General features: G+C 72.4%; 12 protein-coding genes. All 12 read left to right on the top strand.

Going from position 1 to position 11369, the window contains the following annotated elements:
• The first annotated feature begins 712 nt into the window (after positions 1 to 712).
• The 12 genes from ACIBVQ_RS08300 (at position 713) to ACIBVQ_RS08245 (ending at position 11365) form a co-directional block, all read left to right on the top strand.
• Positions 713 to 1411, top strand: a complete 699-nt coding sequence (locus ACIBVQ_RS08300; RefSeq protein ID WP_352010015.1) for a hypothetical protein — start codon at positions 713 to 715, stop codon at positions 1409 to 1411.
• A gap of 1 nt (position 1412) precedes the next feature.
• Positions 1413 to 2168, top strand: a complete 756-nt coding sequence (locus ACIBVQ_RS08295; protein ID WP_386193602.1) for a hypothetical protein — start codon at positions 1413 to 1415, stop codon at positions 2166 to 2168.
• Positions 2165 to 3466 carry an ATPase, T2SS/T4P/T4SS family gene (locus ACIBVQ_RS08290; RefSeq protein WP_352010013.1) on the top strand — a complete coding sequence of 434 codons (1302 nt, stop codon included), beginning with the start codon at positions 2165 to 2167 and terminating at the stop codon, positions 3464 to 3466. Before ACIBVQ_RS08295 ends, ACIBVQ_RS08290 begins: the two co-directional genes overlap by 4 nt.
• Positions 3463 to 4377 carry a type II secretion system F family protein gene (locus tag ACIBVQ_RS08285; RefSeq protein WP_362910305.1) on the top strand — a complete coding sequence of 305 codons (915 nt, stop codon included), beginning with the start codon at positions 3463 to 3465 and terminating at the stop codon, positions 4375 to 4377. Before ACIBVQ_RS08290 ends, ACIBVQ_RS08285 begins: the two co-directional genes overlap by 4 nt.
• Entirely contained in the window at positions 4367 to 5305 is a 939-nt protein-coding gene (locus ACIBVQ_RS08280; RefSeq protein WP_352010011.1) for a type II secretion system protein, read from the top strand. Before ACIBVQ_RS08285 ends, ACIBVQ_RS08280 begins: the two co-directional genes overlap by 11 nt.
• 1 nt (position 5306) lies before the next feature.
• A complete protein-coding gene (locus ACIBVQ_RS08275) occupies positions 5307 to 5582 on the top strand; it encodes a hypothetical protein (RefSeq protein ID WP_352010010.1) in 276 nt (91 codons plus the stop codon).
• Entirely contained in the window at positions 5557 to 6024 is a 468-nt protein-coding gene (locus ACIBVQ_RS08270; protein WP_386193596.1) for a TadE/TadG family type IV pilus assembly protein, read from the top strand. The genes ACIBVQ_RS08275 and ACIBVQ_RS08270 overlap by 26 nt, the downstream gene beginning before the upstream one ends.
• A complete protein-coding gene (locus ACIBVQ_RS08265; protein ID WP_352010008.1) occupies positions 6021 to 6428 on the top strand; it encodes a TadE/TadG family type IV pilus assembly protein in 408 nt (135 codons plus the stop codon). Before ACIBVQ_RS08270 ends, ACIBVQ_RS08265 begins: the two co-directional genes overlap by 4 nt.
• Positions 6425 to 6862 carry a pilus assembly protein TadG-related protein gene (locus tag ACIBVQ_RS08260; RefSeq protein WP_362910303.1) on the top strand — a complete coding sequence of 146 codons (438 nt, stop codon included), beginning with the start codon at positions 6425 to 6427 and terminating at the stop codon, positions 6860 to 6862. The genes ACIBVQ_RS08265 and ACIBVQ_RS08260 overlap by 4 nt, the downstream gene beginning before the upstream one ends.
• An 80-nt stretch (positions 6863 to 6942) precedes the next feature.
• Positions 6943 to 9762, top strand: coding sequence for a hypothetical protein (locus ACIBVQ_RS08255; RefSeq protein ID WP_399176417.1), 2820 nt, complete (start codon positions 6943 to 6945; stop codon positions 9760 to 9762).
• Complete coding sequence (locus tag ACIBVQ_RS08250; protein ID WP_399176415.1) at positions 9732 to 10412, top strand: hypothetical protein; 681 nt, start codon at positions 9732 to 9734, stop codon at positions 10410 to 10412. The genes ACIBVQ_RS08255 and ACIBVQ_RS08250 overlap by 31 nt, the downstream gene beginning before the upstream one ends.
• Positions 10409 to 11365 carry a hypothetical protein gene (locus ACIBVQ_RS08245; protein WP_399176413.1) on the top strand — a complete coding sequence of 319 codons (957 nt, stop codon included), beginning with the start codon at positions 10409 to 10411 and terminating at the stop codon, positions 11363 to 11365. The genes ACIBVQ_RS08250 and ACIBVQ_RS08245 overlap by 4 nt, the downstream gene beginning before the upstream one ends.
• Positions 11366 to 11369: the final 4 nt, after the last annotated feature.

Raw genomic sequence — 11369 nt, 5'->3', positions numbered from 1 at the left:
TCGGGTCGGAGCCCCGGTCCACGGTACAGAGTGGCACTTGTCGCGAAGGAGTGGTTTGCGGCAATGCCATGGGTTGTGGAGCGGTATGTGGAAAACGTGGCGGTCTGTGGAAAACCGCCTGATGACAGTGGCCGGTCGTGCCGTTTTAAATGGGCGTTCGCTCATCGGGCCGCGCACGGGAATGGCCGGGTGGGGCTGTGGAAAACTCAGGCCGCCGCCTCGCCGTACGGCCTGACCTGGGAGGTCGTGGCGGCGGGACGCGGACGGCGGGCAACGGGAGACGCCGTCTTCGCGTATGTGGTTTCGCGGTGACACGGGTGATCCGTTTTCCTGAGGGGGAACCGCATCCGGTGTGGGGCCGGGGCGGCGTACCCGGACCACTTCGCCATGACGCAAGCCATGACGCAAGGATGACACACGGTGAACGGCCTTCCGGCCGGATGGTGAAGGGCGCGGGTCTTTCCCGCCGAATGAGCCCCCTAAACGCCGGGGTGGACGCCGCACGAGTTAATCAGATGCCCTTATCACCCCGATAAGTCTCTTGTCATCTCACCGAACCGTCAGCATCCTTGCGATCGGCGTTGACAGACCTGTTCCTATCAAACGAGCATGGGACCTGGATTTTGTCTGCCTGTTCATCGGTGCGGTGCGCATAATGGCGTAAATTCGAGCAGTAGTCCCATTTGCGAAGACTCTGGGAGTCCCCCTACCCATGAGGACCAGTGAGAAGCCGGGCGGCCGCCCCCCGGCGAACGCCGAGCGGCCGGGCGCGCAACCAGGGCTTTCCGGCCCGGCGTCGCGCAAACTCCCCGTGTCCCCGCGTGAGCGCAAACCCGCGCTCGCGGCCCTCGCCCTGTTGCTCATCCTGGGCGGCGCGCTGGCCACCACCCTCCTGGTGCTGCGCAGCGGAGACCGGGTCTCCGCGATCCGGATCGTCAAGCAGATCGGCGCCGGGCAGCAGATGCTCGTCACCTCCATGCAGGAGGTGCAGATCGCCGACACCGGCATCGACTACGTTCCGTGGTCGCAGAGCGCCCAGGTCGCCCATGACTTCGCCAGCGTCACCCTCCTGCCGGGCACCCTGCTGACCCCCAGGATGGTCGCCTCGGCGAGCGGGGAGCTCGGGCCGGGCAAGGCCATCGTCGGCCTGTCGCTCAAACCCGGCCAGCTGCCCATCACCCTCGACGAGGGCGACCGGGTCCAGGTGATCTACGTGCCGGGCCGGGGCGGCGACGGGACGCAGAGCCGGGTCCTGGCGCAGAGCGCGCTCGTCCACCGGATGACCGCGACCAGCAGGGGAACCCCGGCCGGTCCGCTGGCGATCGTGGTGGACGTCAAGGACGCGCCCCTGATCAGCACCTACGCCTCAAGCGGCGAGGTCGCGGTGGTCGAGCTCCCCGGGGCCCGCTGAGATGGCGCTCATCGTGCTGGCGGCCGACAAGGGGGCGCCCGGGGTCACCACGGCGGCCACCGCGCTCGGCGCGGTCTGGCCTCGTTCGGTCCTGCTCGCCGAGTGCGACCCGGCGGGAGGCGACCTGGCCTACCGCCTGCCCGCGCAGGACGGCGGCGTGCTCAACCCGGGCAGGGGCCTGCTCACCCTGGGGGCCACGGCCCGCAGGGGGCTGCAGCCCGAGCAGATCCACGAGCACACCCAGCGGATCGTCGGCGGGCTCGACGTGCTGGCCGGGCTGACCCATGGCGAACAGGCCGCGGGCCTCACCTGGCTGTGGGGGCCGCTCGGCCGCGCGTTCGCGGCGCTGCCCGGCGCCGACGTGCTGGCCGACTGCGGGCGCCTGGGCGGCCACCCCGAGATGACCGAGCTGGTCACGGAGGCGGCCCTGGTGGTGCTGTTCACAAGGGCGAGCCTCGACCACGTCGCCCACCTGCGCGAACGCCTCCAGGTGCTGCCCTCGTCGGTGCAGGTCGCGGTCGTGGTGATCGCAGACCCCCGCCAGTACCGCACGACGATCGACGACGTCCGCCGGATCGTCACGGCGACCGGCAGGCAGGTCGCCTTCGTCACCGGCATCGCGCACGACCCCAAGGGCGCCGAGCTGCTGCGCGGCCAGTGGGGCGGGCGCCTGGACCGCTCGCTGCTCATCCGCACCGCCCGTGAGCTGGCCGGACGCCTCGCCGCCCAGATCCGCGCCCCGGAGCACGTCCTGTGACCATAGACCACACCCTGGTGAAGCGCTTCCGGCAGGAGGTCGGCGACCGGCTGGCCCACCAGCGCCGCCTCGACCAGGCCAGCGGCCTGCCGCCGATGAGCGGCGAGGACGAGCGCCAGTTCGCCCGTGCGCTGATCGCCCAGGTGCTTGAGGAGTTCGCCCGCGGGGAGATCGGCGTCGGCCGTACCCCGCCGACCGCAGAGGAGGAGGAGGCCCTCGCCGGCGGAATCCACGCCGCGCTGTTCGGCGTCGGCCGCCTGCAGCCGCTGCTCGACGACCCCGACGTCGAGAACATCGACATCAACGGCTGCGACCGGGTCTTCGTCGGCTACGCCGACGGCCAGGAGCTCATGCGGGAGCCGGTCGCCGACTCCGACGAGGAGCTCATCGAGCTGATCCAGGTCCTCGCCGCCTACAGCGGCCTGTCCAGCAGGCCGTTCGACACCGCCAACCCCCAGCTCGACCTGCGCCTGCCCGACGGGTCCCGGCTCTCCGCGGTGATGGACGTGACGGTCCGCCCCGCGGTCTCCATCCGCCGCTCCCGCCTGGGCAAGGTCTTCCTCAGCGACCTGGTCGGCAACGGCACCGTGACCCCGGAGATCGGCCGCTTCCTCTCCGCGGCCGTCGCGGCCCGCAAGAACATCATGATCTCCGGCTCGACCAACGCGGGCAAGACGACCCTGCTGCGCGCCCTGGCCAACGAGATCCCGCCCCACGAACGCCTCATCACCGTCGAACGCGCCCTCGAACTCGGCCTCGACCAGTTCGCCGAGCTGCACCCGAACGTGGTCGCCTTCGAGCAGCGGCTGCCCAACTCCGAGGGCCAGGGCGAGATCTCGATGGCCGAGCTGGTGCGCCGCTCGCTGCGCATGAACCCCTCCCGGGTGATCGTCGGAGAGGTCCTCGGCGACGAGATCGTCACCATGCTCAACGCGATGACCCAGGGCAACGACGGGTCCCTGTCCACCATCCACGCCAACTCCTCGATGGAGGTCTTCAACCGCATCGCCACCTACGCCCTCCAGGCCGCCGAGCGTCTGCCGATCGAGGCGACCCACATGCTCATCGCGGGCGCGATCGACTTCGTGGTCTTCATCGAGAAGCGCAACGACTACGCCAAGGGCGGCAGGCTGCGCCGCTTCGTCTCCAGCGTGCGCGAGGTCGCCGGTGTCGACGGGCGGGTGCTCTCCTCCGAGGTCTTCGCCACGGCCCCCGACGGCCGGGTCCTGCCGAACGCCCCCCTGTCCTGCATGGAGGAGCTGGCCCACCACGGCTACGACCCCGGAGGCTGGGCGTGAACGGCCTTCCCCCCGGCCTGTTCGACCCGCTGGTCATGCTCGCGGGCGCGGCGCTCGGCGCCGGGCTGTTCCTGCTCGGCCTGGCCCTGTACGGCCTGCGCCCCCGGCCCGCGAGCCCGGGCAGGAAGGCGGGAAGACGCGAGCTTCTCAAGGCGCTGTCCACCCGCTCGGCCATCGGCGCGATCGTGGGCGTCCTGGTGCTCGTGGTGACCGGATGGCCGGTCATGGCGGCCGGGGCCGTACTGCTCGCGCTCGGATGGCGGGGCCTGGCGGGCGGCGCGGCCGAGGAGCGTACGGCGATGCGGCGCCTTGAGGGCCTGGCCGCCTGGACCGAGTCGCTCCGCGACACCATCGCCGGGGCGGCGGGCCTGGAACAGGCGATCCCGTCGTCGATCAGGGCCGCCGCGCCGACCCTGCGCCCGCACCTGCTGTCGCTGGTCGACCGGCTGCACACCAGGATGCCGCTGCAGGACGCGCTCAGGCTGTTCGCCGACGAGCTGGACGACCCCTCGGCCGACCTCGTCGTGGCCGCGCTCATCCTCAACTCCAAGCTGCGCGGCCCCGGCCTGCGCGACGTGCTCGGCGCGCTGGCCGTCTCGGCCCGCGAGGAGCTGGACATGCGCCGCCGCGTCGAGGCCGAGCGCCGCTCGACCCGGCGCAGCGTGCAGATCGTGGTCGGTACGGCCATCGCCTTCGCCGTGGCGCTCGTGGTGTTCAACCCCTCCTACGTCGCCGAGTACGACAGCGCCCTCGGGCAGGCCGTGCTCGTGGTCGTGGCCGGGTTCTTCGGCGCGGGCTTCGCCTGGATGCGGCGCCTGGCCCGCTTCGACAAGCCCGCCAGACTGCTCGGCCTGCCCACCGGAGGGGCCGTGGGAGGCACCATGGGAGGCGAGGCGCGCGATGCCGACTGACGCGCTGTTCGCCGGGGGCGTGTTCGGCCTCGGCCTGTTCCTGCTGATGCGGGCGCTGTTCCCGGCCAGGCCGGGGCTGGTGACCAGGCTGCTGGCCCTCGACGCGGCCAGGGAGGGCACCCAGGCGCCCAGGGCCAGGCTCATCCTGCCGGACGAGGACGTCAGCGCCCTGCGCAGGGAGCTGGGCGTACGGCTGGCCCGCCTGTACGCGGCCAGGGGCTGGCAGGCGCGCTCGGCCAAGTCCGACCTGGCCCTGCTCGGCAGGTCGTTCGAGGCGTTCCTGGCCACCAAGGTGCTGCTGGCCGTCTCCGGGCTGCTGGCCTTCCCCCTGCTGGCCGGTTGGCTGGCGCTGATGAGCTGGGACGCCTCGCTCACGATGCCGCTGTGGGTCGCCCTCGCGGTCTCCGGGGTGTTCTTCGTCCTGCCCGACCTCCAGGTCAAACGGGACGCCGCACGGATGCGCCGCGACTTCCGGCACGTCGTCGGAGCCTTCCTCGACCTGGTCGCGATGAACCTCGCGGGCGGCCGGGGCGTGCCGGAGGCGTTGCTGATGGCCGTCTCCGTCGGCGCGCCCGCCGGGGACGAGGAGGAGGCCAACTGGGCGATGGCCCGCATCCGTGAGGCGCTCGGCAACGCCAGGATCGTCGGCATCACCCCGTGGCAGGCCCTCGGGCAGCTCGGCGACGAGATCAACGTGGACGAGCTGCGCGACCTGTCCGCCGCCCTCGGGCTGGTCGCCGACGACGGCGCCAAGGTCCGCTCGTCGCTGACCGCGCGCGCCGCGACCCTGCGGCGGCGGGAGCTCGCCGAGATCGAGGGGCAGGCGGGTGAGCGTTCCCAGTCGATGCTCGTCGCGCAGCTTCTGCTCTGCGCCGGCTTTGTGATCTTCCTGAGTTTTCCGGCAGCGATGAAGATGTTGGGGTCCTGACATGCTGAACCATCCGTGGATCGTCTACGCGACGACCTTCCTGAGTGTGCGGATCGACCGGGCGCGCAACGCTCCGAGCAGGGGCGCCTCAGCGGTCGAGTGGGTCATCATCACCGCCATCATCGCCGGGGTCGCCCTCGGCCTGGCCACCCTCATCAGGACCCTCGTCGAGGGCAGGCAGGGGGAGATCTCCGACCAGTTCGGCGGCGGAAGCGGTGGCGGTGGCGGGGGCGGCGGCACCGACGGCGGAGGTGGCCCGGTTGGCGGCAACGGCTGAGGCGCCCGCGCGCCGCTCCCGGCGCGTGCGCGGACGGGACGGCGAGCGCGGCGCCTCCGTCGTCGAACTCGCGATGATCATGCCGGTCGTGCTGGCCGTCGTGCTGCTCGTCGTGCAGTTCGCCCTGTGGTTCCACGGCCGCCAGGTGGCCGACGCCGCGGCGCGGGAGGGGTCACGGCTGGCCAGGATCGACTCCGACTCCTGGCAGGAGGACGCGACCTCCAAGGCCGAGGAGGTGCTCAAGGCCATCGGCCCCAAGCTTCTCGACGGCGCGAAGGTGACGACCTGGGAGGAGGGCGACCAGCGGGGGGTCGAGATCACCGCTACCGCGGTCCAGGTCGTCCCGCTGCTGCCCTCGACGAGCCTCACCATCACCTCGCGCTTCGGCGGCCCCGTCGAGTGCTTCCGGCCCGACGACGGCGGTGAGGGGTGTCAGGAGTGACCAGGAGAGCGGGCGGGGACCCCGAGCGGGGGTCGCTGTCGGCGGAGGCCGTGCTCCTCGCACCGGTCTTCCTGCTGTTCCTGCTGTTCCTGGTGGGCGCCGGACGGATCGTCGAGGCCCAGGGCGAGGTGAACGGCGCCGCCAGGGACGCCGCGCGGGCGGCCTCCGTCGAACGCACCCGCTCCGACGCGGAGAGCGCCGCGGACGAGGCCGCCAAGGGGTCCCTGTCCGGGCAGTGCGAACCGGACGTCAGCCTCGCCGGCACGGACTGGAAGGCGGGCGGCCAGGTCAAGGTGACGGTGACCTGCTCACTCGACCTGGACTTCCTCGGCTTCGGCGCGGCCAAGGACATGCGGGGGGACGCGGTGGCCCCGCTTGAGCAGCTCCGGAGGGTGGAGAAATGACCTCTGCCCGCCGACCCGGAGACCGGGGGTCGATGTCGGTCTTCACGGTGATCTTCTCGGTGATGGTCTTCATGCTGGCCGGGCTCCTCGTGGACGGCGGAGGCGCCATCAACGCCAGGCTGCGGGCCGCGGACATCGCCGAGCAGGCGGCCAGGGCCGCCGCCGACAAGATAGACGTCGAGTACCTCAGGGAGACCGGTCAGGCCCGGCTGCTGGGCGAGGACGAGGTCTGCGCGGAGGCGAAGAAGATCGTCTCCGGCTACGCGGGCTCCGACGTCCGCCTCGGCGAGTGCTCGGTCGGCGGCGGGCAGGGCGAGGTCACGGTCCGGGTCTCCGCGGCCTGGACGTCGTTCTTCCTGGCCGCGCTCGGCTTCCCCGGCTCCGACATGGAGGCCTCGGCAACCGCGGGGCCCGACATGGGGGACGACGGGTGACGGGCGCGGGCCGTACCGATTGAGGCGAACGGCTGGCGGAGCCGGCTGAGGACGAAGAACCTGGACACGAAGGGAGACGCATGCCCACGCGACAGCCAACGCGCATACGACCGAGACGTACGGCGGGCGACCTGGCCGCCGGTCTCGGCGCGCTGGTCGTGCTGGTCGCACTGGTCGGCGGGGTTCCCTACGCGCTGCTGAGGCTGGCCGGGCCGCCGTTGTCGCCCGAACTGCTCCACCTGAACCTGCTGACCAGCCAGGTCGGTACGAGCATGATCGTGGCCATCCTCGTGCTGCTGGTCTGGCTGGCCTGGCTGCAGCTGACCGTCTGCGTGATCGTCGAGATCTACGCGGGGCTGCGCCGGGTCGGCATGCCCGCCAGGGTGCCCTTCTCCGGCGGCACCCAGATGCTGGCCAACCGGCTGGTCTCCGCGGTCCTGCTGCTGTTCACCGTCTCCGCGGTCGTCGTGCCGATCGTCAGGCCCACGGCGACGCCCGCCGCCCCCGCGACCGCGGCGGCCTCGGTCACCACCCCGGAGCCCGAGGAACGGGCGCCACTGGTGCACGTCGAGAAGGCCAGGAAGGTCTACGTGGTGCAGCCGCCGCACGGGCGCCACCACGAGAGCCTGTGGGAGATCGCGGAGAAGTGCCTCGGCGACGGGCGGCGCTATCCGGAGATCTACCGGCTCAACCAGCACAAGGAGCAGCCCGACGGCAGCCGCCTGCACATGGCCGACCTCATCAGGCCGGGCTGGGTGCTCGACATGCCGGACGACGCCAGGAACGTGCACATCGTCCCGGCCTCCCAGCCGCGCGGGGAGACCCTTGAGGACCACCCGGGCAAGCCCGCGGAACTCGACGGCCACACCCAGGACATCTCGGCCAAGGGAGGCTCCGACCTGCCGGGCGAGGCCCGGGAGGAGGCGGGTGGCGGCGGGGAGAACAGGGGCGAGGCCCGCAGACCCGCCGACTCCCGTGAGGAGAGCGCCGACAGCGGTAGGCGGGAGCCGTACAGGACCAAGGACCAGGGACAGGAGCAGAGCCAGGACCAGGGCCGCGACCAGGGGCAGCAGCAGGGGCTGGAGCTGCTCGACTACCTGGCCGGGGCCTCGCTCGCGGCGGCCGGGCTGCTGGCGGCCCTGGGCCGCAGGCGCAGACAGCAGCTGTGGCACAGGGCGTTCGGGCGCAGGATCGCCAGGCCGAAGGACGACGCGGCCAAGGCGGAGGTGGCGCTCAGACTGGGCGCCGACGCCCCGGGCAGCCGGATGCTGGACATCGGGCTGCGGCTGCTCGGCCGCTCCCTGGCCGCGCAGAAGCGCATCCCGCCCACCATCTACGCCGCCCACCTGTCGGCGCAGAGCCTCGACCTGTGGATCCACCCGCCCGTGGCCGAGGCGCCCGCGCCCTGGAGCGCCCACGACGGCGGCCAGGTGTGGAAGCTGCCCGCCCACGAGGGCAGGATGCTCGACGAACGGGCGCTGTCCGAGGCGCCCGCGCCGTACCCCGGGCTGGTCTCGCTCGGGTCGAACGGCGAGGGGCGCGTGCTCGTCGACCTGGAGGCGGCGCACGGCCTGATCAGCCTCGACGGCCCGCGCAGCACCGAGGCCCTGGCCGCGCTCGCCGTCGAACTGGCGACCAATCGCTGGTCGGACCTGATGACCGTCACGCTCGTCGGGTTCGGCGAGGAGCTGACCGTGATCGCCCCCGACCGGGTCAGGCACGTCGCGACCCTCGCCGAACTGCTGCCCGAGCTTGAGGCCAGGGCCGCGGAACGCGGCCAGGGCGGGGACGTGCTGACCGGCAGGATCCAGGGGCGGGCCGCGGAGCCGATCTGGCCGCCGCACTACGTGCTCTCCGCGCTCGTGCCGAACGAGGAGGAGGGGCACCGGCTGGCCGTACTCGCCAGGAAGGGCGTCAGGACCGCGGCCGGGTACGTCGTGGCGGGGAAGGTCCCGCACGCCACCTGGAACTGGGAGGTCACCGAGGACGGCAGGGCGAAGGTGGACGCGCTCGGCTTCGAGGTGGACGCCCAGCTGCTGCCCCGCCGCCACTACCGTGCCCTGATCGACCTGTTCGAGACCGCGGGACGGCTCGACGGCGAGCCGATGAGCGACCGGCCGGAGCCCGTCCCGGCGAACGCCTCGGTCGAGGTGCGGGTTCTCGGCCCCGTGGAGATCGCGGGCCCCTCACCGATGGAGGAGGGACGGGCCACGCTCGCGGTGGAACTCGTCGTCTACCTCGCGACCCACCCGGGCGGCGTCCACCCGGTCGTGCTCGGCGGCGTCCTGTGGCCACGCGGCGTGCAGGCGGCGGTCAGGGACGCGACCATCGCCAGGGTCGTCGACTGGCTGGGCACCGACGGCGCGGGGCGCCCCAACCTCTACGCCGACGAGGCGGGCAGGTTCCGCCTCGGCCCCGAGGTGCGGACCGACTGGATGGTCTTCCGCGACCTGGTCCGCCGCTCCCACACCGACTCCGGGGTGCGCGCCGTACTGCTCGAACGGGCGCTGAACCTGGTGCGCGGGCCGCTGCTCAACGGCCGCCCGCGCGGCCGGTACGCCTGGCTGGCCGACGACGACCTGGAGTACGACGTGACGGCGGCAGTCGCGGACGCCGCGCACCGGCTCTGCGACATCCGGATCGAGGAGGGCGACGGGGGACGGGCCGTCGCCGCGGTGCGGGCGGGCCTGCTGCTCGCCGCCGACGACGAGGGGCTCTGGCGTGACCTGCTGCGGGCCACCCACCTCACCGGAGACCAGGCGCGGCTGCGCACCGTGGTCGAGGCCCTGAGCAGGAGGGCCGCCGCCCAGCCGGGCGGGAGCGGGATGGCCCCGGAGACCGAGGCCCTGATCGACGAGCTGCTGCCCTCGTGGCGGATGCGCTCGGCGCCGTCCGCATGAGGGCGGGGAGGGCCATGGTGGCCGGGGTCGCGGCGGCAGGAGTCCTGCTCGCGGGCTGTACGGCGGAGCCGGACAGGTTCGTCCCGCAGGGCGACGCCGGTGGGGCGAGCGCGACGCCGGACCTCTCAAGGGCGCCCGTCGCGACCCCCACGGCACGGACGGAGACGGTCGAGGTCGCCCCCGGCGTACGGCTGGTCGTCGAGTGGCCCGCCGCCCCCGACCGGGACACCGCCGGGATGGTCGCCGCCTTCCGCGACCACCTGGCCGGGTCGTTCAGGGCCGTCGTCACCGGCGGCAGGGACATCGGCTATCTCGACGCCGTCACCGGTGACGCGGTCGGCGAGCTGAGCACGTGGGTGGGGGAGTTCCTCGACCAGCACCGTTCGGTACGGGGCACCGCCCGCGTCTACGCGCTGACCGTCGGCCCCGTGGACGGCAGAGGGGCGCAGATGGAGGCGTGCATGGACGAGTCCGGCATGCGTCTGCTCGACACGGCGACCGGGAGACCGCTCGCCCGCCAGCCCGCGTGGACCCGTGAGCCCTTCCTGCAGGCGGCCGGGATGCGGCTCGGCGACGACGGGGTGTGGCGGGTCGCGCTGCTGCGGCACACGGAACTTCCCAGCGAACGGGTGAAGGGATGTTTGCGATGATCGGGAGAACGGCCGTCGCGGGGCTGGCCCTGCTCGCCGTCACGAGTCCCTCCGTCGCCTTCGCGGCCCCTCCCGGAGGGGGCGGCGGTCCCGAGGCCACGGGCTTCCAGGGGGGCGAGGGCAACGAGAAGGTCGGCGTCGTCCTGAAGGACTCCCGGATCGTCGTGTCCGGGAACGGGACGGGCGGCAAGAGCGACGGCTACCGGGTCAAGCGCCCCTGCTGGTACGAACCTGGCGGAAACGCCGAGGACATGCTGAAGAAGCAGGAGGGGAGCAAGCCCGAGTGGATCCCCGAGACGGAGTGGCGCAGGCACCTGGACGACCTCAAGCAGTTCAAGGACAAGGTCGGCAAGGAGGGGAACTGGTGGACGCGCGCCTACAACGCGGCCGACCCGAACGCGCTGTCCTGCCTGGCGGGGCTCGAACCGTACGTGTTCGTCCCGCCGAACACCACCCCGCCCGCCGGGATCACCGTCAGGGAGCTGGCCGACATCGCCAGGGCCGCGTTGACCGTGCCCAAGCCGAAGATCGAGGTCAATCCGAACGTCAAGAGCTACGTCAACCTGGACACCTGGGTCTGGCTCGGTGACACCGGCGCCAAGACGCGCTCGGTGACCGCGACGCTGCCCGGCGTCATGAGCGCCACGGTCACGGCCACCCTCGGGAGCCTGCAGATCAAGTCGGGCACCACGGGCGATCGCGCCGACGTCAAGCAGAACTGTGAGGGGGGCGGCAAGCCGTACAGCAAGGGGGAGAAGGACAGGTTCAGCTGCGGGGTGACCTACCGGCGGGCCTCGGCCGACCAGCCGCGCGGGGTCTACACGATGACCGTGACCGCGGTGTGGCCCGTCACGGCGCCGGGGGTCGACTTCGACTACGCCCCGGTCCAGGTGAGCGCGGACCGGGACGTGGCCGTCGGCGAGGTGCAGAGCGTCGTCAAGGGAGACGAATGAGGCG

It is taken from the genome of Streptosporangium sp. NPDC049376 (genome assembly GCF_044466505.1).
Lineage (GTDB): Bacteria > Actinomycetota > Actinomycetes > Streptosporangiales > Streptosporangiaceae > Streptosporangium.
Note: the sequence above shows the minus strand (reverse complement) of the source record. Positions and strands in the feature narration are given on the sequence as shown.